Genomic DNA, 25,297 nt, shown 5'->3' with positions numbered 1-25,297 from the left:
CATCGCCCGCCGCGCTGCGCGCGCGGACGTCATGCGAATTTTGCTATCCAATCCCGATAGTCGGGATGCTCCCGCAGCGTGCGGAAACAGAACCCCTGCTTGAGCAGGCCCGTGATCAAAGGTTCCAGCACGGCCGGTGCCCAGGGGTCCTTGCGTGACCAGATGCCCAGATGGGCCAGCAGGATGTCGCCGCTGCGGATGTTCTTGAGCGCCTGGGCCAGCAGCTGCGCATTCGGGTAGCGGTCGCTGGGCAGCTCGTCGCCCAGAAAGCCTGCGCTGGACCAGCCCACATGCATGTAGCCGCCCTGCCGCGCGGCGTCCAGCAGCGCGGGCGAGGTCTTGCCGCCGGGCGCACGGAACAGCGGCAGGGGCTTGCGCCCGGTGATCTGCTGCAGCCGCTGTGCAGCCCTGCGGATCTCGTCGCAATAGCCTGCCGCATCGACCGTGAAGTTCTCGTTGGCGCGTGGCCCGGCCGAGGGGCGCACGCGAAAGCCCGTGACCGGACCGTTCTTCGAGGCACGCAGATCACCGCGCCAGTACATGTGGTCGTAGGTGTGCGAGGCGAACTCATGGCCTTCGGCGGCGCGTGCGCGCCACCAGGGCGCCCAGGTCTCGCCCAGGCTGCCGTCGCCTTGCTGCGTGCGCTCGTTGGCGGCAAAGAAGGTCACTGGCACGCCATGGCGCTTGAGCACCTCGGCCACCAGGTCGGCAATGCCCATGTGGCCCGTGTCGAACGTCAGGTACACGGTCTTGGCGCAGCCCGTGCCCTGCCCTGCGGCCATCGAGGGGCGCAGCAGGCTGAAGGCGGCGGCGCCAGCCAGCGATTGCGCAAAGAGTCTGCGGTCCATCAGCGCTGCGCGTGGGCCAGTGTCCAGACACCGTGGGGCGACTTGCCGACCTTGACCTGCTGGACCACCTTCTTTTCGACGGTGTCGATCACCGACAGCTTGCGCGCCCAGCGCGAGCTGACCAGCAGGTAGCGGCCGTCGGCGGAAACGTCCATGCAGTCCGGGCCTCCCGGGGCCGGGTAGCTGGCCACGACCTGGTTGGTCTGCATGTCGATCTTGCTGATGGTGTTGGCCACGCGGTTGCTCACATACAGGTGGCGGCCATCGCCGGCGGCACGCATGGCGTGGGCGCCAGCGGCTGTCTTGATGCGGGCCACGCTGCGCGGCTCGGGGCCGGTGATGTCGAACACTTCCACGCCATCGCTGCCGGTCAGGCCGATGAACAGCTTGGTGCCGTCCGGGCTGCCATAGAGATCGGCCGGCATGGGGCCGGTGGGCACGCGGGCCTTGATGGTCTGCGTGGCGATGTCGATGGCCACCAGGGCATCGCTGTCCTGCATGGTGGAATAGATGGTCGTGCTCCTGGCATCGATCCAGAGATGGCTGGGCGTCTTGCCCGTGGGCACGCGCTTGACCAACTGCGGGTTCTGGCCATCCCAGCGGTAGATGTCGATGTGGTTGAGGCGGTTGGCCGCCGTGACGAACCACTTCATGTCCGGGCTGAAGCGCAGGTGATAGGGGTCGATGATGTCGCGGATCACGCGCTGCACCTCGCCCGTGCGCGGATCGACCAGGGTCAGGGTATCGCCCAGCGCATTGGCCACGACCAGCGATTTCTCGTCAGGCGTGAGGTAGAGGTGGTGCGGCTCCTTGCCCGTGGGAATGCGGGCCGTCTCCTGCCAGGTGACCGGGTCCACGATGCTGATGTTGGCATCGAGCGAGTTGAGCACGAAGATGGGCGTGGGGCCCTGGGTCTGCGGCGGCGGCGTGACACGCGCAACAGGCGCAACTGGCGCTACCGAGGCAGCAGAGGCCGCAGGCACGGAAGGCGCGGCGGGAACGGCAGCGGCCTGAGCCGATGCAGCCTGCGCCTGGGCGGCTGCAGGCGTGGCTGAGGCCGCACGGGCCGATTTGGATCCGGGCAGGGACGCCACGGCCAGCCAGGCCAGCGCACCGCCGCCCACAACCAAAGCCACAGCCGCGCCCAAGCGCCCGACGGAAAGACGTTTCACAAAGCACCACCTTCTGAGAATCTGCGCAGTGTAGCCGCGCCATTCAGCCCTCGGACGCTCTAGGGCATCGGCTTTTAAAGCTGTGCAAAAAACCGACATTTACGCGACGTTGGCCCGAGATATCGCGACAAGCGCGCCAACCCATGACTTGCATCAAGGCATGACGACAACGCATGAAAACGCAGGCCACAACGACAAAGGGAGCCGGCTGGCTCCCTTTGCAGGCAAGGACCTTGAAAGCGCAACGGCTCTCAGATCTTCCACTTTTCCATGAGCTTTTCGGGACGCAGCGTGTCGTAGTGCTCGAAAGGCTGGTGGATCCAGGGGTTGGTCGGCAGGTAGTCCACCGAGTAGTCGGGCGTGAACGCGGACAGGCCCTTGGTCCAGATCACGGCGCTGCGCAGCTCGGTGATCGGCGGATAGTTGGTCTTGAGCATGGCGATCACGGCATTCAGCGTGTGGCCCGAATCGGCCAGGTCATCGACCAGCAGCACGCGACCGGCAATCTCGCCCTTGGGCGTGGTGATGAAGCGCGCGATGTCCAGATGGCCCTGCACCGTGCCGGCTTCGGCGCGGTAGGAGCTGGTGGACATGATGGCCAGCGGCTTGTCGAAGATGCGGCTGAGCATGTCACCGGGACGCAGGCCGCCACGGGCCAGGCAGAGAATGGTGTCGAATTCCCAGCCGGACTGGTGCACTTTGATCGCGAGCTTTTCGATCAGTCCGTGGTATTCGTCGTAGCTCACATACAGGTGTTGACCGTCTTCCGTCAGCATGGAATGGCTCCTGGTTCAATCTTGGGGTTCAGCCGCCAGTGGTTCACTGGGCGGCGTAGGGGTTTTGCATCAGGATGGTGTGATCCCGGTCGGGGCTGGTCGAAACCATGGCGATGGGCACGCCCGTCACTTCCTCGATGCGCTCCAGATAGCGGCGGGCATTGGCCGGCAGCTTGTCGTAGTCGGTCACGCCCACGGTGGAATCGGTCCAGCCGGGGATGGACTCATAGATGGGCTTGCAGCGGGCGATCTCGTCGGCGCCCATGGGCAGCAGGTCGATCTTTTCGCCGTCCAGCTCGTAGCCCACGCACAGCAGCAGTTCCTGCAGGCCGTCGAGCACGTCGAGCTTGGTGATGCACAGGCCCGACAGGCCGTTGACCTGGGCGCTGCGCTTGAGCAGCGCGGCGTCAAACCAGCCGCAGCGGCGCGAGCGGCCGGTGGTCACGCCCTTTTCGGCGCCCACGGTGCTCATGTGCCAGCCCGGCGTGCCTTCCTTTTCCCAATCCAGTTCGGTGGGGAAAGGACCGCCGCCCACGCGGGTGCAGTAGGCCTTGGTGATGCCCAGGATGTAGTGCAGCATGCCGGGGCCCACGCCCGAGCCTGCAGCCGCATTGCCGGCGACGCAGTTGGACGAGGTGACATAGGGATAGGTGCCGTGGTCCACGTCCAGCAGCGTGCCCTGCGCGCCTTCGAACAGCAGGTTGGCGCCTTCGGCGTGCGCGGCGTTCAGCTCGCGGGAGACATCGGCCATCATGGGCTTGAGCAGCTCGGCATGGCGCATGGCCTCTTCGTACACCGCGTCGAATTGCACTTCGCCATCCTTGATGTACGGCTTGAGCGCGTCACCGAAGGTGAAGTTCTTCGAACCCAGCACGTTGACCAGGATGTGGTTGTGCAGGGCCAGCAGTTCGCGCAGCTTGGTGGCGAAGCGCTCGGGGTACTTGAGGTCCTGCACGCGCAGTGCGCGGCGGGCAATCTTGTCTTCGTAGGCGGGGCCGATGCCACGGCCGGTGGTGCCGATCTTCTCGGTGCCGCCCTGCTCGCGCGCCGCTTCGCGCGCCACGTCCAGCGCCGAGTGGAAGGGCAGGATCAGCGGGCAGGCTTCGGACACGCGCAGGCGGTCGCGCACTTGCACGCCGGCCTTCTCCAGGCCTTCGATTTCCTCGAACAGCTTGGCGGCCGACAGCACCACGCCGTTGCCGATATAGCACTTCACGCCGGGGCGCATGATGCCGCTGGGAATCAGGTGCAGCGCGGTCTTCACACCATTGATGACCAGCGTGTGGCCCGCATTGTGGCCACCCTGGAAGCGGACCACGCCCTGGGCGCTTTCGGTCAGCCAGTCCACCAGCTTGCCCTTGCCTTCGTCACCCCACTGGGTGCCGACCACGACCACGTTGCGACCTTTGGTAGCTTTCATATTCAAATCCGATGAAATCCGAAGAAATTGACAAATGCGTCAGATGGCTTGCACGGCCCACTGCCCGGCAACCTGCACGAGCTCACGGTCGCAGTGGAACTCGTCCACTTCGCTTTCATGGCCTGGCAGCACGCAGACCACGGTCTCGCCCTGCCGGCGCAATGCCGCGATGGCGGCTGCCACCTGGGGATCGTCGCCCCAGGGCGCACGGATGGCAGCCTTGAGCGGGCGCTCGGGCACAACGGCCACGAGCTGCTTGATGTCCAGGCTGAAGCCGGCGGCGGGCCGGTTGCGGCCGAAGACCGCGCCCACCTCGTCATAACGGCCGCCGCGCACCAGCGCGTCGCTGGCACCCGGAACATAGATGGCGAAGCGCGTGCCGCTGTAGTAGGCATAGCCGCGCAGATCGGCCAGATCAAAGCTCACGTTCACGCCTTCCAGGCGCTGGGCAAGCCAGCGCAGCTGGTCCAGCAGAGGCTGCACGCCTGCCGTGCGCGCCAGCAGCTTCTCGGCGCGGTCCAGCACCTCGATGCCGCCGTACAGCTGCAGCAAGGCCATCAGGCCTTCGCGCGAGGCGATGGGGAAGTCCTGGGTGAGGCGCTCGAGTTCGCTCGCATCCTTGGCGGCCAGCGCGGCATGCACGCCGCGCAGCACCTGCATGTCCACCATCACGCCAGCCAGCAGGCTGCGCACGATGCGCACATCGGCCAGATCGACGTTGATGTCGGTGACGCCTGCGCTGCGCAGGCAGTCCAGCGCCAGGTGCAGTGCCTCCAGGTCGGCTTCCATGCCCTGGTGGCCGTAGATTTCGGCACCGAACTGCAGCGGCTCGCGCGTGGCGCGGGGACGATCAGGGCGGGCATGGACGACGGGGCCGCAGTAGCACAGGCGCGTGAGGCCCTTGCGGTTGAGCAGATGGGCGTCGATGCGAGCCACCTGCTGCGTGGTATCGGCACGCAGGCCCATGGTGCGGCCCGTCAGCTGGTCGATGAGCTTGCAGGTCTGCAGGTCCAGCGCCTCCCCTGTGCCGGTGAGCAGGGATTCGAGGTATTCCAGCATGGGCGGCATGACCAGTTCATAGCCATAGCCACGTGCGGTATCGAGCAGGCCTCGACGCAATTCTTCGATGTGCCGGGCCTCGGAAGGCAAGACATCGGCGATGTGATCCGGCAGGACCCAAGCAGACATGGAAAAAGGGGGAGGCTGTTAAAAACGTGATTCTACCGGCTGTTGCGGGCCAGCCCAAATTGGGGGTGTCCCAAGGCCCACGAGGAGCGTTCGGTATTCCGAATCGATTCGGTGTGCGGGCGCCAGCGGCAGCGCAAGAAAAAACGGCGCCCCAACAGGGGCGCCGTGCATGGGCCGGGCGGCGTTGCCGCTCAGGCGTTCTTACTTTCCAGAGCTGCCGCCGTTGCGGTAGGCCTTGAAGAAGTCGGTCTGCGAAGGATCGAGCACAAGCACGTCGCTCTTCTTGGCAAAGCTGGACTTATAGGCCTCCAGGCTGCGGTAGAACTGCGCGAACTGCGGGTCCTTGCCAAAGGCGTCGGCATAGGTGCGGGCGGCTTCCGCATCGCCCTCGCCCTTGAGCTTCTGGGCATCGCGGTAGGCGTTGGCGATGGTGATCTCGCGCTGGCGATCGGCCTCGGCGCGGATCTTCTCGCCTTCGGCGGCGCCGGTGGAGCGCAGCTCGTTGGCCACGCGCTTGCGTTCGGCCTCCATGCGGCGATAGACCGATTCCGTGATGGTCTCGGCATAGTCCACGCGCGTGATGCGCACATCGACCACGTCCACGCCCCAGGGCTTGGCGCCGCGCACGGTCTCCAGCACTTCGCGCTTGACGTCGTTCATCAGCGCGTCGCGCTTGCTGGACAGAAGCTCGCGCACGGTGCGGCGGTTGATTTCCTCCTGGAAGGCGTTGCGCACCACGCGGTTGAGCTGCATGGCACCGGCCGATTCATCCAGGCCCACGTTGCGGATGTACTCCGACGGATCGGAGATGCGCCAGCGCACGTACCAGTCGATGACCACGCGCTGCTTTTCGGCAGTGAGCATGGGCTCGGTGTCGGTGCTGTCCAGCGTGAGCAGGCGCTTGTCGATGTAGCGCACGTTCTGGAACGGCGGCGGCATCTTGATGTTCAGGCCCGGCTCGGTGATCACTTCCTTGATCTGACCCAGGGCATAGACCACGCCGAACTGGCGTTGATCGACGACGAACAGCATGGAGCTGAGCAGCGCCAGCGCCAGAAGAATGCTGGTGATGAAAAATCCAACTCGGTTCACTTGGGCTGCTCCTCAGCGTGCTTCGCGGTCACGGCTGCGACTGCTGTCGCGGCTGCGCGCATCGTTCGAAAGGCCGGGAATGGCGGCAGGCGCAGGCGCCTGGGTGCTGGGGGCAGCCGAGCCATCGGCTGCCGGCACATTGCCGCTCACGCCTTGCATGATCTTGTCCAGCGGCAGGTACAGCAGGTTGGAGCCCTGGCGCGATTCCACCAGCACCTTGGTCACGTTGCCGTAGATCTGCTGCATGGTTTCCAGATACATGCGGTCGCGCGTGACCTGGGGCGCCTTCTGGTACTCGGTGAACACCGAGCTGAAGCGCTGCGCATCACCCTGGGCCTGGGCCACGATGCGGGCCTTGTAGCCATTGGCCTCTTCCAGCAGACGTGCCGCCGAGCCGGCTGCGCGGGGCACCACGTCGTTGGCATAGGCCTGGGCCTCGTTCTTGGCGCGCTCGCGCTCCTGGCCGGCACGCAGCACGTCGTCGAAGGCGGCCTGCACCTGCTCGGGCGGACGCACGCCGCCTTGCTGCAGGTTGATGCCCACGACTTCCACGCCCACCTTGTAGCGGTCCAGGATGGTCTGCATCAGGTCGCGCACGCGCGGCGCGATCTGGTCGCGCTCCTCGGCCAGCGCCGTGTCCATCTTCATCTTGCCGACGACTTCGCGCACGGCGGTCTCGGCGGCCTGGACCACGGCCTCGGACGGGTTCTTGCTCTCGAACAGCCAGGCACGCGCGTCGCTCAGACGGTACTGGACGGCGAACTTGATCTCGACGATGTTCTCGTCCTCGGTGAGCATGGCCGACTCGCGCAGGCCCGTGCTCTTGATGATGGTGTCGCGCCCCACGTCGGCCGAGCGGATCTGCGTCACGAACACCAGTTCATGGCGCTGGATCGGGTACGGCAGGCGCCAGTTGATGCCGGCACCCACCGTGCTCTTGTACTTGCCGAACTGGGTGATGACGGCCTGCTGGCCTTCCTGGACGATGAAGATGCCCGTGCCCATCCAGATGATGAAGGCAATGCCGGCAATCAGGCCCACGCCCATGCCGGCACTGCGCATGTCCGGTGGCTGGCTGCCACCGCCATTGCGCACGGGCGGCTGCCCGCGGCCACCGCCCGGCTTGCCGCCGAACAGGCCCGAAAGCTTGCGGTTGAGGTCACGCCACAGCTCGTCCAGATCCGGCGGCTGGCCACCCCCACCCGAGGAGGGACGGTTGTCACGGCTGTCGCGGTTGTCGCGTGCGGGTTCCGCAGGCGGCGGCGCAGCGGGACGGTCGGCATCGGGGCGCGAGGCATCGTCGTTCTTGTCGTCGCCACGTCCCCAGCGCGGATCATTCAGGTTGAACATCCCGCGAAGGCGCTGCGGCAGCATCGCCCAGCGATGGGCGCGTTGTGAAAGATTCATGCGAGAAGTCTCGGTTTCTTCGGTAAAGACAGGGACCCAATCGGCATTTTGCCCAATCAGGGCGCTAGCCCCTAGTATTCGGCGTCCTGCCCAGGGGGCATCGCGCCATCCACCTCCCCTTCGCCCCGCTCTTCACCACCATGCGCTTCGGCGTATTCCGCTTCTGCGCGCAGTGCGTGGTCGGCCAGCAGCTGCCGCAGCTGCGGCAGCCCCTCACCGGAGCGGGCGCTGACAAACACCCGTGAAACAGGTAGCCCGTCAAGCTCGTACTGGTCCTGCAACTGCGCTGGAAGCCGCTCTTCATCGACGGCATCGAGCTTGTTGAAAACCAGTACCAGAGGCACCTCCTGGGCACCGATTTCCTTCAGAACTTTCTGGACTTGTTGGATTTGTTCCGGGAAATTCGGATTGGAGGCGTCAACCACATGCAGCAGAAGATCGGCATCGATCGCCTCCTGCAACGTGGCCTGGAATGCATCGACCAGCCCGTGCGGCAGGTCGCGGATGAAGCCCACGGTGTCCGACAGGGACACCGATTGCCGGGCCTCGTTCAAATACAGCTGGCGCGTGGTCGTGTCCAGCGTGGCGAACAACTGGTCGGCCGCATAGGCCCGCGCCTTCACCAGCGCGTTGAACAGCGTGGATTTGCCGGCATTGGTGTAGCCGACCAGCGAGATGTTGAAGATGCCATGGCGCTCGCGCCGGCGGCGCTGCGTGGCGCGTTGCTTCTTGACCTTCAGCAGCCGTTCCTTGGTGCGCTTGATCGATTCGTCGATCATTCGGCGATCCAGCTCGATCTGCTTTTCACCAGGGCCGCCGCGCCCGCCGATGCCGCCCATCTGGCGCTCCAGGTGGGTCCAGCGGCGCACGAGGCGCGTGGCCACGTATTGCAGGCGCGCCAGCTCCACCTGCAGCTTGCCTTCATGGCTGCGGGCGCGCTGGGCGAAGATCTCCAGGATCAACAGGGTGCGGTCGTTGACCGGCATCTGCAGATGGCGCTCCAGATTGCGCTGCTGGGCCGGGCTCAGGGCCTGGTCGAACAGCACTTCCTGGGCACCGTGCATCTGGGCGAGCATGCGGATTTCGTCGGCCTTGCCGCTGCCCACGAACAGCGCCGCATCGGGCACCTTGCGCTTGCAGGTCAGGCGTGCAACGGGACGCAGGCCGGCCGTGCCGGCCAGCAGGCCCAGCTCTTCCAGCTCGCCATCGAAATGGGGAAAGCCGAAATCCACGCCCACCAGCAGCACTGGCGTTGGCGTGGACCGGTCAAAAGATTCAGAACTCAAGAAAAACCTCTCCCGAAGGGTGAGGAAGCTCCCCGGCTGTGCGGGGAGGCATCAGGGCGCAGCGAGCTCAAGCGCTGGCGTCGCTGCCGGCAGCTTCGGCCGTGGAGAAGTTCACGGCGCGGCCGGGAACAATGGTGGAGATGGCGTGCTTGTAAACCATCTGGGTGACGGTGTTGCGAAGCAGAACCACGTACTGGTCGAAGGATTCGATCTGGCCTTGCAGCTTGATGCCGTTGACGAGGTAGATGGACACCGGCACATGTTCGCGGCGCAGCGCGTTCAGGAACGGGTCTTGGAGGAGTTGGCCTTTGTTGCTCACGATATTCTCCGTGTTCGAAGAGTGTTGTTGTAAACCGACACCTTACCACAGTGTTTTGGGCCCCCTGTCTGCACAAGGGTTTTCCCCAAATTCCGTGGCTTGTTATTTGTCCTTGTCGGCGAAAGGATTATGAGAGGTTTTCAACTCGATCCGCAACGGCGTGCCGACCAAATTGAATTCCTTGCGGAACCGCCCTTCGAGGAAGCGCTTGTAGGCCTCCGTCACATGCTCGAGCGAATTGCCGTGTATGACGATGACCGGCGGGTTCATGCCGCCCTGGTGCGCGTAACGCATCTTGGGTCGGTAGATGCCTGTCTTCTTGGGCGTCTGGAACTGCACGGCTTCCATCAGCAGGCGCGTGAGCACCGGCGTGGGCATCTTGCAGGTGGCTGCCTTGTGCGCCTGGATGATGGAGTTCCACAGCGGACCCAGGCCCTGGCGCTTTTCGGCCGAGATGAAGTGCATGGGAGCGAACTTCAGGAAGGACAGGCGCGTCTCGATCGAGCGCTCCAGCATCTGGCGCTGGTAGTCGTCCACCGCATCCCATTTGTTCACGGCCAGCACCACGGCGCGGCCGCTTTCCAGCACGTAGCCGGCAATGTGCGCATCCTGGTCGGTCACGCCCTGCGTGGCATCGATGAGCAGCAGCACGACGTTGGCACTCTCGATGGCCTGCAGCGTCTTGACGACGGAGAACTTCTCGATGGCCTCGAACACCCGCCCCTTGCGGCGCAGGCCTGCCGTGTCGATGAGTTCGAACTTCTGGCCGGCGCGCTCGAAGGGCACGGAGATGGCATCGCGCGTGGTGCCCGGCATGTCGAAGGCGACCAGTCGCTCCTCGCCCAGCCAGGTATTGATCAGCGTGGACTTGCCGACGTTGGGGCGGCCGGCCACGGTGAGGCGGATGGGCTTCTGCGCCACATCGTCGAAGGGGTCGTCTTCCTCGGGTTCGGGCAGGTTGAGCTGGCCCAGGGCCAGGTCGACCAGGCCGCGCACACCCTGTCCGTGCGCGGCGGAAACCGGCAGCACTTCGCCCAGGCCCAGTTCGTAGAACTCGGTCAGCTGCACGCCTTCCTTCATGCCCTCGGCCTTGTTGGCCACGAGCACGCAGGGCTTGCCCAGGCGGCGCAGGTACTTGGCGATGTCATGGTCCTGGGCAGACATGCCCAGGCGCGCATCGACGACGAAGACCACGACGTCTGCCTCGGCCACGGCCTGCTGCGTCTGGCGCGCCATCTCCTTGAAGATGCCGCTGGATGCATCAGGCTCGAAGCCGCCGGTGTCGATCACGATGTATTCGTGCTTGCCCTGGCGGCCCTGTCCATAGTGGCGGTCACGCGTGAGGCCCGCGAAATCCGCGACGATTGCATCCCTCGACTTGGTCAGCCGATTGAACAGCGTCGATTTGCCCACATTGGGTCGCCCTACCAGGGCAATAACTGGCTTCATTCCCGAAAATACCTATCAATCCGGCCGGAAGCCGTACACAGTTCCGCTGCGGCTTACCACCACCAGCGTATTGGCAGCCGATACCGGGGGCGAGGCCACACCGGAGTCGTCCGTCTTCAATCGTGCCAGCGCCTGTCCGTCCGTCTTGGACAGCAGGTGCACCACACCATAGTCATCACCAAACACCACCGAACGGCCCAGCATCAACGGCGCCGTCAGGCGGCGGTGCTGCAACTGGTCGATGGACCACACGCGCGAGCCGTCGCCGCGGCGCCAGGCCTGGACGGTGCCATTGCTTTCGGCGCCGAACACGGTCTCGCCATCGCCGTCGATGCCGTCGGCACCCTTGGACGGCTGGGTCCAGCGCACCGATGCATTTTGCGTATCCACACAGCCCACGGCAGCCTGGAAGGCGCGCGCGCAGACGCTGTCGCCGACACGGCTGACGCGGCCGACGAGGTCCACCAGGCGCTCCACGTCATTGGTGCCGCGCGGGCTGGCCAGCGGGGCCTCCCAGCGCACGGCACCTGTGTCGGGATCGATGCCCACCATGCGGCCCGACAGGCCGGCCACCAGGGTGTTGCCCACGGCGATCAGAACGCCGGGCTGGCGCAGCACCAGCGGTTCGCCAGGGCGCTGCGCGGTCCACAGCTTGCGGCCATTGGCGGCATCGAATGCGGCCAGCGAGCGGTCGGCCGCCAGCACGAAGACGCGGCCTCCCGCCACCAGGGGCGGCGTGTAGGCGGCTGCGGGCAGCGGCTGCTTCCACAGCTGCTTGCCTTGCGAGTAGACGATGACCTGGTTGCTGCGCGTGAGCACGGCCTGGCGCTGGGCGTCGCCACCCACGCCGGCAGTCAGCGGCTCGCCAACGGTGAAGCGCGACAGCTGGCTGCCATTGCGCGCATCGAGGGCCGTGACGCTGCCGTCCTTGGCCGCGATCAGCAGCGTGTCACCCTGCACATGGATGTCGGTGGCCAGCGGCACTTCGGCGCCCAGCTTGGCCGTCCAGGCCTGGTGCACTGCCAGCAGGCCGGGGTTGGCCCCCAGTTCCTTGGGCTTGGGCTTGGTGTCGCTGCTGAACCACGAGGAGACTGTGGAGCAGCCGCCCAGGGCACCGGCCAGCAGGCCCAGAGCCATCCAGCGCGCAACGCCACGCGGGCGCGAGATTGCCATCAGTTGATCTGCCGAAGTTTTCAAGGTTGCTTCTCCGAGGTCGAAGTCTTGGCCTGTGCCAGCACGGTGGGCGTGGCGCCCAGGGCGTTGAGCTTGAATTCGATCAGGCGTCCGTAGTCCACGCCCTTGTCCAGGAGCGCATGGGCGCGCTGGTAGGCATCGATGGCCTCGGCCGTCTTGCCCTGGGCCGCAAGAATGTCACCGCGGCGGTCGGCCACGATGCCGGCGAAGGATTCGGGCATGCTGCCATCCAGCGCCTTCAGGGCTTCGTCGTACTGCTTTTGCTGCTCCAGCACGGCGCTCAGGCGCAGCTTGGCCAGGGCCTTGTAGCCTTCGTCGCCCTTGTCGGCCACCCAGGTCAGGGCTGCCTTGGCATCATCGAGCCTGCCTTCGTCCACTGCGGCCTTGGCCAGCAGCAGGCCGGCCTGGGCTGCCTGCGTGGTGCCGGCGTACTTGTCCTTGAGATCGGCAAAGGCCTGGCCGGCGCGCGCCGCATCCTTGCCTGACAGCGCCACATCGACGGCATGCGCCAGAGCGGCAGCCTGGGTGGCCTGGCGCTTTTCCCAGTACTGGTAGCCATTCCAGCCGGCAAAGCCGACAAAGATGACCACGAGCACACCCGTGATCAACGTGCCCCAGGTATTCCAGAAATGCTTGAGCTGCTCTATCTGCTCTTGTTCTTCGAGATCGAAATGGTTTGCCATGAATCGCCTGTGTCGCCTTGTGTATGGAGGACGCCGCTGGAGCGGTGGCCTGGAAAGCTGCGGATGACGGTCAAACCGCCGATTGTAGGGTGGCAGCCCATTGGGCCGCATCGGCCAGGGCTTGCTGCACCTGCTGGCCCGTGCCGTCGCGCAGCGACTTGACGGTGACCAGGCCCTGCTGCAGCTCGTCGGAGCCGAAGATCAATGCGAAATGCGCGCCACTGGCGTCGGCCTTCTTGAACTGCGACTTCATGCTGCCCAGGCCTTCGGCGCTGGCCGCATGCATCTGCACGCGCACGCCGGCCTCGCGCAGTTGCTGCAGGGTGCGCAGGGCCACGGGCATGGCCGACACGTCGGGAACGATGGCGTAGGCATGCAGCGTGGGCGCGGGGATGTCGGCGCCCAGCTCCTTGACGAGCTCCAGCACGCGCTCCACCCCCAGCGCCCAGCCCACGGCCGGCGCGCTCTTGCCGCCCACCTGCTCGATCAGGTAGTCGTAGCGGCCGCCGGCGCAGATGGTGCCCTGCGCGCCCAGCATGTCGGTGATGAACTCGAACACCGTGAGGTTGTAGTAGTCCAGGCCGCGCACCAGGCGCGGATTCACGGTCCAGGGCACGCCATTGGCGTCCAGGATGGCCTTGAGTCCGTCGAAGTGGGCCAGCGAGCCCTCGCCCAGGAAGTCCAGCAGGCGCGGCGCCCCGTTGACCATGGCCTGCATGGCGGGATTCTTGGTGTCCAGCACGCGCAGCGGGTTGCTGTACATGCGGCGCCTGGCCTCTTCGTCCATCACGTCCTGGTGCTGCTCCAGGTAGGCGATCAGGGCCTGGCGGTGGGCCTGGCGCTCCTCGGGCTGGCCCAGGCTGTTGATTTCCAGGCGCCACTGCGTCAGGCCCAGCTGCTTCCACAGGGAGACGGCCAGCAAAATGAGCTCGGCATCGACATCGGGGCCGGCAAAGCCCAGGGCCTCGGCACCGATCTGGTGGAACTGGCGGTAGCGGCCGCGCTGCGGGCGCTCGTGGCGGAACATGGGACCCATGTACCACATGCGCTTGCCGCCGTCGTACAGCAGGTTGTTTTCGATGGTGGCGCGCACCAGGCTCGCCGTGCCTTCTGGGCGCAGCGTCAGGCGCTCGCCATTGAGCTTGTCCTCGAAGGAGTACATCTCCTTTTCGACGATGTCCGTCACCTCGCCGATGCCGCGCACGAACAGTTGCGTGTGCTCGACGATGGGCGTGCGCACGTTGCGGTAGGCAAAGCGCGCCATCAGCTCGCGCACCTGCGCCTCCAGCCATTCCCAGCGAGCGGACTCGGCGGGAAGAATGTCGTTCATGCCTTTGACGGCGGAGAGTTTTTCGGGTTTGGCCACGTTGTTCTCGTTCGATGAATGCTCGGAAACAGGAGCGGACCCCGCCTTTTGCGCTCCATGCTCCCACGCGCATCCCGCGTGAGACCCCATGAAACAAAGCGTGGTGTGCTATCTATTTTGCAATAACTGCAATGCCTGGCGCAGCCGCTCAGGCGGGTGCGGCAGCGGTGGTGCCATAGGTGCGCGCCACATAGTCTTCGACCAGGGTCTGGAATTCCTCGGCAATGCGCTCGCCGCGCAGCGTCAACGCCTTCTCGCCGTCAATGTAGACGGGGGCAGCGGGCGCCTCGCCCGTCCCGGGCAGGCTGATGCCGATGTTGGCGTGCTTGCTCTCGCCAGGGCCGTTGACGATGCAGCCCATCACGGCCACCTTCATGGCCTCGACGCCGGGGTACTTCATGCGCCACAGCGGCATCTGGCCGCGCAGGTAGTCGTCGATGCGCTTGGCCAGCTCCTGGAAGGTGGTGCTGGTGGTGCGGCCGCAGCCAGGGCAGGCCGTGACGCTGGGCACGAAAACGCGCAGGCCCAGGGCCTGCAGGATTTCGGAGGCAACCACCACTTCCTGCGTGCGCGCCTCACCGGGCTGGGGCGTGAGCGAGACGCGGATGGTGTCGCCAATGCCTTCCTGCAGCAGCACGGACAGCGCGGCGGCCGAGGCCACCGTGCCCTTGGTGCCCATGCCGGCCTCGGTCAGGCCCAGGTGCAGCGCATAGTCGCAGCGCTGCGCAAGGGCCCGGTAGACCGAGATCAGGTCCTGCACGCCGCTGACCTTGCACGACAGGATGATGTTGTCGCCGTTCAGCCCCATGGACTCGGCCAGGCGCGCGGAATCGACGGCCGAGGAGATCAGCGCCTCGAACATGACCTGGCGCGTATCCCAGGGCTGGGCGCGGCGCGAGTTCTCGTCCATCAGGCGCGCCATCAGCTCCTGGTCCAGCGAACCCCAGTTGACCCCGATGCGCACGGCCTTGTCGTAGCGGGCTGCCGCCTCGATCATCTGGCCGAACTGCCTGTCCTTTTTCTCGCCCTTGCCGACGTTGCCGGGGTTGATGCGGTACTTGGACAGCGCCTCGGCGCAGGCCGGGTATTCGGTGAGCAGGCGGTGGCCGTTGTAGTGGAAGTCGCCCACCAGCGGCACGTACTCGCCCATGCGGTCGAGCTGCTCGCGGATGTAGGGCACGGCAGCGGCTGCCTCGGGCGTGTTGACGGTGATGCGCACCATCTCCGAGCCGGCCTGGGCCAGCTGGCGCACCTGTATGGCCGTCTCGACCGCGTCCACCGTATCGGTGTTGGTCATGGACTGCACGCGCACAGGCGCATCGCCGCCCACGGTGACGACATTGTTGCGCCAGACCACGCGGGCCTGGCGGGACTTGCGCGGCAGCGGCGAGGCAATCGCTATCGGCTGCTGCGTGGATAGGAAATCTTGCACGGTCACTTCACCTCAAAGCGGGCCACGTTGTCACGGGTGGTCTTGGCCACTTCCAGCAGCTCACCACGGACGCGCACTTCGGTGCCGCTGGCATTGCCGACGATGACAGACAGCGGCAGCGCACCTTCAGCGCCAACCGACTCACCTGCCGCCAGCGTCTTTTGCAGCACCACGCGGCCGTTGGCATCCTTGACCTGCACCCACGATTGTGCGCTGGCCTTCATGACCAGCACGCCACCAGGCGTTTGCGCGGCCTGGGTTGCAGGAGTCGCCGCTGCGGCATCGGCAGGCACATCGCCAGGCACGCCGGCTGCGGGAGCCGCTGCTGCAGGCGCCTGGACGGCTGGCATGGCTGCAGGCGCTGCAGGCGCCGCCCCTTCGGAGGCTGGCGCCGTCACTGCGGGCGCCACAGGCTCCTGGGCAGCCACGGGCTCGGACACGGTTGCGGCCGGCGACACCAGGGCAGCGGCGTCGGAAGAGCCGGCCTGCGGCTCCTCGGCATCGCCTTCGTGCTTGGGCAGGAAGTACACGGCGGCGGCGGCCGCCAGCAGCAGCAGCACGATGATGGCGACCTTGCGCGAACCGTTTTCGCGGCCCAGCGGTGTTCCGGTGGCCTTGAAGGAGCGCTCCTTGAACGTGGCATTGATGCTGCCGCGATCATCGGCCAGGCTCTTGAGCTGGGTGCGCGGCAGCAGGGCCAGCACCGAGGCCGAGTCCACGCGCAGCGTGCGGCAGACGCTTTGTGCCAGGGCCCGCATGAAGACATGGTCCTGGAAGGCGGCATAGTCATCCGCCTCCAGGGCCTCCAGCTTGGGGGCCGGCACCTTGAGCGCCGCCGCCAGTCCGGCCAGCGACAGGCCTGCCGCCTCGCGCGCCTGGCGCAGCAGCGTGCCCGCCGTCATGGAAGTTTTGGCGTTCTCGCCTTGCGTACCTGCTTCGTCATGCACCGCCAACACCTCACTCATTGAATGCTCCACGCTCGTAGGCCAGCCATTGGCGGGACTCCGGGAAGCGCTGGTGCAGCTGGTCGGCCAGCTGCCGCATCGCTGCAGATTGCTGCAGCGCCCTCTCTATCTTGATGCCCAGCCACAGGCTTTCCGCGTTGGACTGGGGGCTGCTGTTGAGGCGGCGGATGTAGAACTGCGCCCTCTTGGCGTCGCCCCCCTGCAGCATCACATTGCTCAGGTGATAGGCTATCACCGGGTTGGCGGCGTCGAGTTCATAGCCCTTGAGCAGCGCCTGCTGGGCCTCGACCAGCAGACCGGCCTGCTGCAGGCACAGGCCCTTGGCCATCCATGTCTTGGGACGCTCCAGGTAGCCGGGCTGGGCCAGTGCCTTGTCCAGCCATTCCTGGGCCTGCACATACTGCTTGCGCTGGCACAGCAGCCATCCGTAGTTGTGCTGCAGGTCACCGTCCTGGGGGCGCAGCGACATGGCCTTGCGCAGGCTGGCATCGGCCTGGTCCCAGTCCTGGTTGCGCATGTAGATCAGGGCCAGCAGTCCATAGCCATCGGCGGAACCGGGGTCGGAGGCCAGCGCCTGGTTTACCTCTTCCAGGGCCACATCGATGCGGCCGGCCTGGAAGTAGGAAGCCGCCAGCTCCAGGCGAATGGCCGCGCGGCGACGGGGATCGACCTCGGCGGCCGAGGCCATCGAGGCATTGGAGACGGACGAAGCATTGCCGGAGCCTGAATTCGCCGAAGGCACCAAAGGTTGCTTGCCGGCGCAGCCGGCCAAGGCAAGGACCAGCACCGGCACTGCCCAGCGCATGCATCCACCGATACCCCCCGATCGCAGCCGCCGAGCCACTGACTTCATGAACTGTCCCTTTGTTCCGTAGGTCCTCTCAAGGCATCTGCTTGAGAACAATGGTGCGCTGCTTTGCCATGCGCTCGGCAGCGCGCGTGCGGTCCTTGACATCGCCAGCCAGCTGTCCGCAGGCTGCGTCGATGTCGTCGCCACGTGTCTTGCGCACCGTGGTCACAATGCCGGCATTGCTCAGCAGGCTGGCGAACTCCGTCACCCGCGCTGCAGGTGAACGCAGCAGGCCCGAGGCCGGGAAGGGGTTGAACGGAATCAGGTTGAACTTGCACCAGCTGCGGCCGTCGCCACGTGCGCGGACCAACTCTATCAGTTGGCGCGCATGCTCGGGCTGATCATTGACGCCATCGAGCATGCAATATTCGAACGTGATGAAATCGCGCGGCGCGAACTCCAGGTAACGCTCGCAGGCATCGAGCAGCTCGTGGATGGGGTACTTGCGGTTCAGCGGCACCAGCGGGTCGCGCAGCTCGTCGTTGGGCGCATGCAGCGACACGGCCATGGCCACGGCGCAGTCCTGCGACAGCCTGTCGATCATCGGGACCACGCCCGAGGTGGACACGGTCACGCGGCGGCGCGAGAGGCCGTAGCCATGGTCATCCAGCATCACGCGCAGCGCCGGCACCAGGGCCGTGTAGTTCTGCAGCGGCTCGCCCATGCCCATCATCACCACGTTGGAGATGACGCGCTCGCCACCCGTGCCCAGGCGCTTGCGCAGCGCATGCTCGGCATACCAGAGCTGGGCCAGGATCTCGCCCGTGCTGAGGTTGCGGCTGAAGCCCTGGTGACCCGTGGAGCAGAAGCGGCAGCCCACGGCACAGCCGGCCTGGGACGACACGCACAGCGTGCCCCGGTCATCTTCGGGAATGAAAACGGATTCGACGGCATTGCCGCCCCCCACGTCGAACAGCCACTTGACCGTTCCATCGGCAGACACATGCTCGGTCAGAACCGGCAGGGCCGTGATGTGGGCACGCGCCTTGAGCTTTTCGCGCAGGGACTTGGCCAGATCGCTCATCTGGTCGAAATCGCTGGCGCCTCGCTGGTGGATCCAGCGGAACAGCTGCGTTGCGCGGAAACGCTTCTCGCCGAGCTGTTCGCAATAAGCGGCCAGTCCGTCGAGATCAAAATCTAGCAAATTGGTATTCATGTCGGCAGGCCGGTGCCACGCCGCTCTCGGCTCTTCCGCGGCAGGCATGGCCTGCACCGGACAGACCATGACGGCCGCGGAAGACGCGGGGATCAGCGCGAGTAGACGTTCATGCCGGGGAAGAAGAATGCCACTTCCACGGCTGCAGTTTCAGCGGCGTCAGAGCCGTGCACGGCGTTGGCGTCGATGCTGTCGGCGAAGTCGGCGCGGATCGTGCCCTTCTCAGCCTTCTTGGGGTCGGTGGCGCCCATCAGTTCACGGTTCTTCAGGATGGCGTTCTCGCCTTCCAGGGCCTGGATCATCACGGGGCCGGAGATCATGAAGTCCACCAGGTCCTTGAAGAAGGGACGCTCCTTGTGGACGCCGTAGAACTGCTCGGCTTCGCCGCGCGACAGGTGCACCATCTTGGCGGCGATGACCTTCAGGCCGGCGGCCTCGAAGCGAGCGTAGATCTGGCCGATCACGTTCTTGGCAACGGCGTCGGGCTTGATGATGGAAAGAGTGCGTTCGATGGCCATTTGAATGGTTCCTAATCAGGGTTACTATGGATTTTTGTCAATTGGACAAAACCGTTGATTCTAGCTGTGCCATCAAAGTCCTTGATGACATGGTGCTGCCAAAGGGGAGGCTGACCGCCGTATTTCAGCGGCGCCCTCCCGGCTTGCGCTTGGCGTTCTGGCGTGCACGCGACAGGCTGTCGGAGCCGATGTAGCCCACCGATGTACGCATCGGATCGGGCTGCTGGCTGCCACCTGTCTTGCCCCGCCCGCCTGCACCGCCCTGCCCTCTGCCCTGGCCGCCGTCCGCCTTGCCACCCTTGGGAGCGGGCTTGGCACGCGGGCCGTCCAGCATGGCATTGGGTGCCGGGCGATTGCCGTCGAAATAGCGGCCGCCGCCTTCGCGGCGGACGGTGTTGCGGTCGGCCGGGCCACCACGGCGGCCTCCGGCCGGAGGCTTGGGTGCAGCAGGCGCACGCGCCTGCATGCCTGCCGCGGAGGCCAGGGACTGGATGTCGGCCTGGTCCAGCTCCACCCAGGCGCCGCGCTTGAGGCCGCGCGGAAGCACCATGGCGCCATAGCGGATGCGGATCAGCCGACTCACGGCATGGCCCACCGCCTCGAACATGCGGCGCACTTCGCGGTTGCGGCCTTCGGAAATGGTCACGCGGTACCAGCAGTTGGCGCCTTCGCCGCCGCCATCCTCGATGGAGCCGAAGGCGGCCACGCCGTCTTCCAGCTGCACGCCATCGGTCAGGCGCTGCTTTTCTTCCTTGCTGAGCGCGCCCAGCACGCGGGCCGCGTACTCGCGCTCCAGGCCGAAGCGCGGGTGCATCAGGGAGTTGGCCAGCTCGCCCGAGCTGGTGAACAGCAGCAGGCCTTCGGTGTTCAGGTCCAGGCGGCCAACGGACTGCCATTTGCCATGCTGCAGGCGCGGCAGCTTGCGGAACACCGTGGGGCGGTTCTGGGGATCGTCGTGCGTGACGACTTCACCCACGGGCTTGTGGTAGGCGATGACACGCGCCGGCGGCGGATCGATGCGAAAGCGGATGGGCTGGCCGTTGACCTTGATCTGGTCGCCGAACTGGATGCGCTGGCCCACGTGGGCAGGCTCGTTGTTGACCGAGATGCGGCCTTCAAGAATGAGCTGCTCCATTTCAAGGCGCGATCCCAGCCCGGCCTGGGCCAGCACCTTGTGCAGCTTGGGCGAATCGACCTGGGGCAGCAGTACGCGCTTGGCAGGCGCGGCATCGTCGCGCTCTTCGGCGGCGTCGAGCTCGCCCGAGATGACGTCCGCAAAACCGTAGCCTTCGGCAGACCCTGAGTCGCTTGACTCTGATGCATCAGCCGTCACCAGCTCCTGCTCGGTGTCTTCGGCAGGCACAGCCTCGGCGGCCGGGCGCGGCTTGCGCGCAGGCCTGGCGCCAGGCCGGGACTCGGCCTTGGGAGCGCGCGAGCGCGCGGGGCGGGCCTTGCGCTGTGCGCCAGCCTCGTCGGACGCCGGCTGGGCGTCCTGGTCCTTGGAGATATCACTACCCGTCATGGCTTTCCTTCTTCGGCCTGCAGTGCAGCGCCGTCCGTATCCGTTGTGTCTGTCGTATCCGCGGTGTCCGCTTTTTCCGCTGTGTCTGCGGTCTGCGCAGCTTCTGCGGCACTCGCGGCATCTGTCCCATCCGGTGTCTCAGGCTCGCCCGAGGGCGCCTCTGGCAAGAGAGCGGCAAGGGCGTTGTCCTCACCGTCCTCGACCAGCTCCGGCAGCTCCGTCTCATCGGCCTGCAACGGCACCTGATCCAGCAATTCCTCGCCCACGTCCTGCGCGCCGATGACTGGCGGCACTTCGTCGGGACCCCAGCCTTCGGTCGGCGGGGCGTCACCGGCTGGCGCACTCTCTTGCACCTCAGGCTCGCCCGACTCCTCCAGCGCCTTGAACAGGCTTTGCTGGGATTCGGGCTCCTCAAGCATGGGCAACTGGTCCAGCGACTGCAGGCCCAGGTCGTCCAGAAACTGGCGCGTGGTGGCAAACAAAGAGGGTCGGCCCACGGTTTCCCGGTGGCCAATCACCTCGATCCAGCCCCGGTCTTCCAGTTGCTTGATCAGCAGGCTGTTGACCGTCACACCACGTATGTCCTCGATATCACCGCGCGTCACCGGCTGACGGTAGGCGATGATGGCCAGCGTCTCCAGGGTCGCACGGGTGTAGCGTGGCGGCTTTTCAGGATGCAGCCGGTCCAGGTACACCCGCATCTCGGGCCGGCTCTGGAAGCGCCACCCGGACGCCACCTGTACCAGCTCCACGCCCTTTTGCGCCCAGTCCTTCTGCAGGTCCAGCAGCAGGTCCTTCAGCGTGTCGGAGCCCAGCACGTCATCGAACAGCGAGCGCAGCTCACGCAGCGTGACAGGCTGCGGCGCGCAGATCAATGCAGTTTCCAGGACCCGCTTGGCATCTACCGTATTCATGGCTCAGCGTCTCGGGAACAAAGGCGCGCGTGCCACCAGGGGTGGCAGCCAGGGTGCGCCGAATCAAAGAAGAGGAAGCAAGCGCTCCACAGATGCCATGCGAGAGATGGTCAGAGGCTTTCGGCGGGATTGTAGCTCAGCCCCCAATTTTCCAGCGCCTGCGCCATGTCGGCGGGCAGCGGCGCATGCAGCACCAGGGCCTGGCCCGTCATGGGATGGGTGAAGGCCAGCCGGAAGGCGTGCAGGGCCTGGCGCGTCATGCCGCCAGCGTCCTTGCCACCGTAGACGGCATCGGCCACCAGCGGATGACCCAGAGAGGCCATGTGCACGCGGATCTGGTGGGTGCGGCCCGTATGCAGCGTGCAGCGCACCAGGCTGACCTCGTCGTTGCCGGCCAGCAGGTCGATGTCGGTGCGCGCGGTCTTGCCCGCATGCTGGGCCAGGTCGACCACGGCCATGCGCAGGCGGTTGCGCGGATCGCGGCCGATGGGCGCATCGACCTCGCGGTGCTTGCGCGGGCCCCAGGCCTTGTGGGCCAGCGCCAGGTACTGCCGGCTGACATCGCGTGCGGCGATCATGGCCACCAGCGCATCCATGGCGGCGCGGCTGCGCGCCACGACCATGAGGCCGCTGGTGTCCTTGTCCAGGCGATGGACGATGCCGGCGCGCGGCACCTCGCGCGCCTTGGGGTCGCGCCCCAGCAGGCCGTTGAGCAGGGTTCCCGTCCAGTTGCCGGGCGCCGGGTGCACGACCAGGCCAGCCGGCTTGTTGACGACCAGCAGGTGCTCGTCCTCATGCACCACGTCCAGCGCCATGTCCTCGGGCTGGAAGGCCATGCTCTGCTGCGTGGGCCGCATCTCCAGCACCATGCGGTCGCCGGCCGCGACCTTGGCGGAAGGCTTGCCCAGCACACGCCCGTTGAGGGTGACCGCGCCCTGCGCAAGCAGCTGCTGCAGATAGCTGCGCGAGAACTCGGCCACGCATTCGGCCAGCACCTTGTCGGCGCGCAGGCCGTGCTGGGCGGGCGGCACGGTGATTTCGCGCAGCTCGGCGGCGGCGGCCTCGACCTCGCCACCTTCGGCGTCGGCCTCGTCCTGGTCCTGGTCCTCGACCGATTCCGGCAGCGGTTCGCCGGGCGCAGAAGAAACAAGCCCCTGCGGGGCAGGGGCTTGTCCGGTTTGCCTGGTGCTGCGGCTCATCAGCGCGAAGGCAGGTAGCGCGAAGGATCGACAGGCTTGCCCTGGCGACGCACCTCGAAGTGCAGCTTCACGCGGTCGGCGTCGGTGCTGCCCATCTCGGCAATCTTCTGGCCCTTGCGCACGGTCTGGTCCTCCTTGACCAACAGCGTCTGGTTGTGCGCGTAGGCCGTGAGGTAGGTGTTGTTGTGCTTGAGGATGATCAGGTTGCCATAGCCACGCAGGCCGGCGCCGGCATAGACCACGCGGCCATCGGCAGCGGCCATCACGGGGTCGCCGGCCTTGCCTGCGATGTCATAGCCCTTGTTGCGCGCCTCGTCGAAGCCGGCAATCAGGCTGCCCGAGGCAGGCCAGATGAAGTCCACATCGTCGGCGCCCTTGCCGGCTGCGGGTGCAGGAGCCGGTGCCGGGGTCGGCGCGGGTGCAGGCGTTGCGGTGGAGCTGCCAGACGATGCCGAGGATGCCACGGGCGGCAGCGGCGTTGCCACCACCGGCGAGCCGCTGGGCGTGGAAGAGGAGGACGAGGACGAAGAACGTGTGCTGCCGCTGTCCGAACTTGCCATGGACGAGCTGGTCGGCGGCACGACGCGAACCACCTGACCGACTTCGATCAGGTTGGGGTTCTCCAGATTGTTCCAGCGCGCGATGTCCTTCCAGCTCTGGCCGGTCTCCAGGCCGATGCGGATCAGCGTGTCACCAGGCTTGATGGTGTAGTAGCCGGGCTTGCCGGCGTTCTCGACGCCGGGCAGCGGCTTGACGGCCGCCGATGGCGAGGAAGAGGTGGAAGTGGAGGTGGATGTTCCGCGGTCCTCCACGGGAGCCCTGTTCACTTGGGATGTGCAGCCTGCCAGAACCATGCCGGCCAGCACCACCGTTCCCCAAGCCCCAAGACTTCGCGATACCAACATAAGTTATTCCCTTCTAGGCGATGCCCGATTTTAGGGGGACAAAGTTCACGGCCTCCAAAATCGATTGCGTAAACCCGTGTGAACTCTTGTCAATCACCAGCAGTGCCTGCTTACCCCCCGTAACCACCATGGGCGCGACAAGCCGCCCGCCCACGGCCAACTGGTCGCACCAGGCCGAGGGCATGCTCTCGCCGCCGGCGGCCGAGATGATGCCCGCGTACGGAGCGCCGCTGCCATAGCCTTCCATGCCGTCTCCAAAGATCAGATGGACATTGGTCAGGCGCCAGGGCCGCAGGTTGCTGCGCGCTTTCTCGTGCAGGCCGCGCAGGCGCTCGATCGAATAGACCTCGCGTGCCACGCGCGCCAGCACGGCCGCCTGGTAGCCGCAGCCGGTGCCGATCTCCAGCACGCGGCCCAGGCCCGACTTCGCGGCCTCCGAACCCAGCAGCAGCTCGGTCATGCGGGCGACCACGCTGGGCTTGGAGATCGTCTGGCCCAGACCGATGGGCAGGCTGGTGTCCTCATAGGCCTGGTTGACCAGGGCGCTGTCCACGAAGCGGTGGCGCTCCACCGCTCCCATGGCAGCGAGCACGGCCGGCGACTGGATGCCGGTGGCGGCCAGTCGCTGCACCATGCGCGCGCGCACGGCGGCCGAATCCATGCCGATGCCCGAGGGCTGTTGCGGGGCACGGGCGGCGGCGGTGGCCAGCGCGGAGCGCGCGGGCACCGCGCGCGAGGCCGGCGCAGGGTTCTGCACCGAGCGCGCCACCCAAGAGGGAACTCCGGGACGGCGCTCGCTCACGGTTGCACCGCCCCGCCCTGGGCAGGCAGCACGGCCTGACTGGCCGATGCCAGCCTGGCCGCCGTCTGCGCCCAGTAGCCCAGGTTGTCATGGTCGGTCAGGTCCACCTTCAGCGGCGTGACAGACATGTGGCCGTGGGACGTGGCGTGGAAGTCCGTGCCCTCCGAGTCATCCATGGCCGCGCCTGCGCTGCCTATCCAATACATCATTTCGCCGCGCGGGCTCTCCTGGGTGATGACGCGCTCGGCCGCATGGCGGCGGCCCAGCCGGCACAGCTTGAGCGGCTTGAGCGCGGACAGCGGCATGTTGGGAATGTTCACGTTGAGCAGCCAGGGCGACAGGCCGATCAGTTCCTGCGACTGCATGTCCATGACCAGCTGGCGCGCGGCGGCGGCGGCAGCCTCAATCTCGGACCAGCCCTTGTCCACCTGGGAGAAGGCAATGGCGGGAATGCCGAAAAGAAAGCCCTCCATGGCCGCGCCGACGGTGCCCGAGTAGATGGTGTCGTCGCCCATGTTGGCGCCGTTGTTGATGCCGGAGACCACCAGGTCGGGCCGGTAGCCCAGCAGGCCGGTCAGGGCGATGTGCACGCAGTCTGCCGGCGTGCCGTTGACATAGCGGAAACCGTTGTGGGCCTGGTGCACGTACAGCGGTGCATTCAGCGTCAGGGCGTTGGACTTGGCACTGTTGTTGTGCTCCGGCGCCACCACCTCGACGTCTGCCACCGTGCGCAGCGCCTCGTACAAGGCCTGGATGCCGGGCGCCTGGTAGCCGTCGTCGTTACAAATGAGAATCTTCATGGATACAGCAGGGATTGCGGGCGATTGTAGGCGG

The 25,297-nt window shown here is 66.2% G+C and carries 24 protein-coding genes; all 24 read right to left on the bottom strand.

Going from position 1 to position 25,297, the window contains the following annotated elements:
- Positions 1-29: 29 nt before the first annotated feature.
- The 24 genes from HFGMBDPB_RS25350 to surE all read right to left on the bottom strand — a co-directional run bounded on the left by HFGMBDPB_RS25350 (position 30) and on the right by surE (position 25,263).
- On the bottom strand, positions 30-848 hold the full coding sequence (locus HFGMBDPB_RS25350) for a polysaccharide deacetylase family protein (protein WP_017404151.1): 819 nt from the start codon (positions 846-848) through the stop codon (positions 30-32).
- Entirely contained in the window at positions 848-2,119 is a 1,272-nt protein-coding gene (locus HFGMBDPB_RS25345) for a YncE family protein (protein WP_212646518.1), read from the bottom strand. The genes HFGMBDPB_RS25350 and HFGMBDPB_RS25345 overlap by 1 nt, the downstream gene beginning before the upstream one ends.
- A gap of 152 nt (positions 2,120-2,271) precedes the next feature.
- Complete coding sequence (locus HFGMBDPB_RS25340; protein WP_012206807.1) at positions 2,272-2,796, bottom strand: phosphoribosyltransferase; 525 nt, start codon at positions 2,794-2,796, stop codon at positions 2,272-2,274.
- Between the two features lie 43 nt (positions 2,797-2,839).
- A complete protein-coding gene (locus HFGMBDPB_RS25335) occupies positions 2,840-4,216 on the bottom strand; it encodes an adenylosuccinate synthase (RefSeq protein ID WP_012206808.1) in 1,377 nt (458 codons plus the stop codon).
- Between the two features lie 39 nt (positions 4,217-4,255).
- Positions 4,256-5,404, bottom strand: coding sequence for an ATP phosphoribosyltransferase regulatory subunit (locus HFGMBDPB_RS25330; protein ID WP_212646517.1), 1,149 nt, complete (start codon positions 5,402-5,404; stop codon positions 4,256-4,258).
- A gap of 201 nt (positions 5,405-5,605) precedes the next feature.
- Complete coding sequence (gene hflC / locus HFGMBDPB_RS25325; protein ID WP_016447552.1) at positions 5,606-6,496, bottom strand: protease modulator HflC; 891 nt, start codon at positions 6,494-6,496, stop codon at positions 5,606-5,608.
- Positions 6,497-6,508: 12 nt separating this feature from the next.
- Positions 6,509-7,903, bottom strand: a complete 1,395-nt coding sequence (hflK, locus tag HFGMBDPB_RS25320) for an FtsH protease activity modulator HflK (protein ID WP_016447553.1) — start codon at positions 7,901-7,903, stop codon at positions 6,509-6,511.
- A gap of 71 nt (positions 7,904-7,974) precedes the next feature.
- A complete protein-coding gene (hflX, locus tag HFGMBDPB_RS25315; RefSeq protein WP_016447554.1) occupies positions 7,975-9,189 on the bottom strand; it encodes a GTPase HflX in 1,215 nt (404 codons plus the stop codon).
- A 67-nt stretch (positions 9,190-9,256) separates the two neighbouring features.
- Positions 9,257-9,508, bottom strand: a complete 252-nt coding sequence (hfq, locus tag HFGMBDPB_RS25310; protein WP_012206813.1) for an RNA chaperone Hfq — start codon at positions 9,506-9,508, stop codon at positions 9,257-9,259.
- Between the two features lie 102 nt (positions 9,509-9,610).
- Positions 9,611-10,957, bottom strand: coding sequence for a ribosome biogenesis GTPase Der (der, locus tag HFGMBDPB_RS25305; RefSeq protein ID WP_016447555.1), 1,347 nt, complete (start codon positions 10,955-10,957; stop codon positions 9,611-9,613).
- 15 nt (positions 10,958-10,972) lie between these two features.
- A complete protein-coding gene (bamB, locus tag HFGMBDPB_RS25300) occupies positions 10,973-12,130 on the bottom strand; it encodes an outer membrane protein assembly factor BamB (protein ID WP_016447556.1) in 1,158 nt (385 codons plus the stop codon).
- 20 nt (positions 12,131-12,150) lie between these two features.
- Positions 12,151-12,834 carry a YfgM family protein gene (locus HFGMBDPB_RS25295; protein WP_016447557.1) on the bottom strand — a complete coding sequence of 228 codons (684 nt, stop codon included), beginning with the start codon at positions 12,832-12,834 and terminating at the stop codon, positions 12,151-12,153.
- 70 nt (positions 12,835-12,904) lie between these two features.
- Positions 12,905-14,164, bottom strand: coding sequence for a histidine--tRNA ligase (hisS, locus tag HFGMBDPB_RS25290; protein WP_212646543.1), 1,260 nt, complete (start codon positions 14,162-14,164; stop codon positions 12,905-12,907).
- A 184-nt stretch (positions 14,165-14,348) separates the two neighbouring features.
- Positions 14,349-15,632 (bottom strand): flavodoxin-dependent (E)-4-hydroxy-3-methylbut-2-enyl-diphosphate synthase, encoded by a 1,284-nt coding sequence (gene ispG, locus HFGMBDPB_RS25285; RefSeq protein WP_047472013.1) that lies wholly within the window; start codon positions 15,630-15,632, stop codon positions 14,349-14,351.
- A gap of 2 nt (positions 15,633-15,634) precedes the next feature.
- Positions 15,635-16,597 carry a RodZ domain-containing protein gene (locus tag HFGMBDPB_RS25280; RefSeq protein ID WP_212646516.1) on the bottom strand — a complete coding sequence of 321 codons (963 nt, stop codon included), beginning with the start codon at positions 16,595-16,597 and terminating at the stop codon, positions 15,635-15,637.
- Entirely contained in the window at positions 16,590-17,450 is an 861-nt protein-coding gene (pilW, locus tag HFGMBDPB_RS25275) for a type IV pilus biogenesis/stability protein PilW (protein ID WP_174538864.1), read from the bottom strand. The genes HFGMBDPB_RS25280 and pilW overlap by 8 nt, the downstream gene beginning before the upstream one ends.
- 28 nt (positions 17,451-17,478) lie before the next feature.
- Positions 17,479-18,603 (bottom strand): dual-specificity RNA methyltransferase RlmN, encoded by a 1,125-nt coding sequence (gene rlmN / locus HFGMBDPB_RS25270; RefSeq protein ID WP_017404144.1) that lies wholly within the window; start codon positions 18,601-18,603, stop codon positions 17,479-17,481.
- A gap of 92 nt (positions 18,604-18,695) precedes the next feature.
- Positions 18,696-19,121, bottom strand: coding sequence for a nucleoside-diphosphate kinase (gene ndk / locus HFGMBDPB_RS25265; RefSeq protein WP_016447563.1), 426 nt, complete (start codon positions 19,119-19,121; stop codon positions 18,696-18,698).
- Positions 19,122-19,245: 124 nt separating this feature from the next.
- Entirely contained in the window at positions 19,246-20,643 is a 1,398-nt protein-coding gene (locus HFGMBDPB_RS25260) for a pseudouridine synthase (protein WP_212646515.1), read from the bottom strand.
- Complete coding sequence (gene scpB / locus HFGMBDPB_RS25255) at positions 20,640-21,557, bottom strand: SMC-Scp complex subunit ScpB (RefSeq protein WP_061287452.1); 918 nt, start codon at positions 21,555-21,557, stop codon at positions 20,640-20,642. The genes HFGMBDPB_RS25260 and scpB overlap by 4 nt, the downstream gene beginning before the upstream one ends.
- A gap of 110 nt (positions 21,558-21,667) precedes the next feature.
- Positions 21,668-22,756 (bottom strand): RluA family pseudouridine synthase, encoded by a 1,089-nt coding sequence (locus tag HFGMBDPB_RS25250; RefSeq protein ID WP_016447566.1) that lies wholly within the window; start codon positions 22,754-22,756, stop codon positions 21,668-21,670.
- Positions 22,756-23,661 (bottom strand): peptidoglycan DD-metalloendopeptidase family protein, encoded by a 906-nt coding sequence (locus tag HFGMBDPB_RS25245; protein ID WP_034364158.1) that lies wholly within the window; start codon positions 23,659-23,661, stop codon positions 22,756-22,758. The genes HFGMBDPB_RS25250 and HFGMBDPB_RS25245 overlap by 1 nt, the downstream gene beginning before the upstream one ends.
- Positions 23,662-23,674: 13 nt before the next feature.
- Positions 23,675-24,463 (bottom strand): protein-L-isoaspartate(D-aspartate) O-methyltransferase, encoded by a 789-nt coding sequence (locus HFGMBDPB_RS25240; RefSeq protein ID WP_016447568.1) that lies wholly within the window; start codon positions 24,461-24,463, stop codon positions 23,675-23,677.
- Positions 24,460-25,263: a 5'/3'-nucleotidase SurE gene (gene surE, locus HFGMBDPB_RS25235; RefSeq protein ID WP_016447569.1), complete on the bottom strand. Its 804-nt coding sequence runs from the start codon at positions 25,261-25,263 to the stop codon at positions 24,460-24,462. Before surE ends, HFGMBDPB_RS25240 begins: the two co-directional genes overlap by 4 nt.
- Between the last annotated feature and the right edge of the window lie 34 nt (positions 25,264-25,297).

Origin of the sequence: Delftia sp. PE138 (assembly GCF_018320755.1) — a bacterium.
Taxonomy (GTDB): Bacteria; Pseudomonadota; Gammaproteobacteria; order Burkholderiales; family Burkholderiaceae_C; genus Comamonas; species Comamonas tsuruhatensis.
The sequence above is the reverse complement of the archived record's forward strand: the minus strand, read 5'-3'. Positions and strand labels throughout refer to the sequence as shown.

Coding starts and splice junctions, on each gene's coding strand:
- HFGMBDPB_RS25280 (WP_212646516.1), bottom strand. CDS start 16,597: ATGAGTGAGGTGTTGGCGGTGCATGACGAAGCAGGTACGCAAGGCGAG.
- HFGMBDPB_RS25335 (WP_012206808.1), bottom strand. CDS start 4,216: ATGAAAGCTACCAAAGGTCGCAACGTGGTCGTGGTCGGCACCCAGTGG.
- ndk (WP_016447563.1), bottom strand. CDS start 19,121: ATGGCCATCGAACGCACTCTTTCCATCATCAAGCCCGACGCCGTTGCC.
- surE (WP_016447569.1), bottom strand. CDS start 25,263: ATGAAGATTCTCATTTGTAACGACGACGGCTACCAGGCGCCCGGCATC.
- hflK (WP_016447553.1), bottom strand. CDS start 7,903: ATGAATCTTTCACAACGCGCCCATCGCTGGGCGATGCTGCCGCAGCGC.
- HFGMBDPB_RS25295 (WP_016447557.1), bottom strand. CDS start 12,834: ATGGCAAACCATTTCGATCTCGAAGAACAAGAGCAGATAGAGCAGCTC.
- HFGMBDPB_RS25345 (WP_212646518.1), bottom strand. CDS start 2,119: ATGTCGGTTTTTTGCACAGCTTTAAAAGCCGATGCCCTAGAGCGTCCG.
- der (WP_016447555.1), bottom strand. CDS start 10,957: ATGAAGCCAGTTATTGCCCTGGTAGGGCGACCCAATGTGGGCAAATCG.
- HFGMBDPB_RS25330 (WP_212646517.1), bottom strand. CDS start 5,404: ATGTCTGCTTGGGTCCTGCCGGATCACATCGCCGATGTCTTGCCTTCC.
- HFGMBDPB_RS25340 (WP_012206807.1), bottom strand. CDS start 2,796: ATGCTGACGGAAGACGGTCAACACCTGTATGTGAGCTACGACGAATAC.
- hisS (WP_212646543.1), bottom strand. CDS start 14,164: ATGAACGACATTCTTCCCGCCGAGTCCGCTCGCTGGGAATGGCTGGAG.
- pilW (WP_174538864.1), bottom strand. CDS start 17,450: ATGAAGTCAGTGGCTCGGCGGCTGCGATCGGGGGGTATCGGTGGATGC.
- HFGMBDPB_RS25250 (WP_016447566.1), bottom strand. CDS start 22,756: ATGAGCCGCAGCACCAGGCAAACCGGACAAGCCCCTGCCCCGCAGGGG.
- bamB (WP_016447556.1), bottom strand. CDS start 12,130: ATGGCAATCTCGCGCCCGCGTGGCGTTGCGCGCTGGATGGCTCTGGGC.
- HFGMBDPB_RS25245 (WP_034364158.1), bottom strand. CDS start 23,661: ATGTTGGTATCGCGAAGTCTTGGGGCTTGGGGAACGGTGGTGCTGGCC.
- HFGMBDPB_RS25350 (WP_017404151.1), bottom strand. CDS start 848: ATGGACCGCAGACTCTTTGCGCAATCGCTGGCTGGCGCCGCCGCCTTC.
- rlmN (WP_017404144.1), bottom strand. CDS start 18,603: ATGAATACCAATTTGCTAGATTTTGATCTCGACGGACTGGCCGCTTAT.
- scpB (WP_061287452.1), bottom strand. CDS start 21,557: ATGAATACGGTAGATGCCAAGCGGGTCCTGGAAACTGCATTGATCTGC.
- HFGMBDPB_RS25260 (WP_212646515.1), bottom strand. CDS start 20,643: ATGACGGGTAGTGATATCTCCAAGGACCAGGACGCCCAGCCGGCGTCC.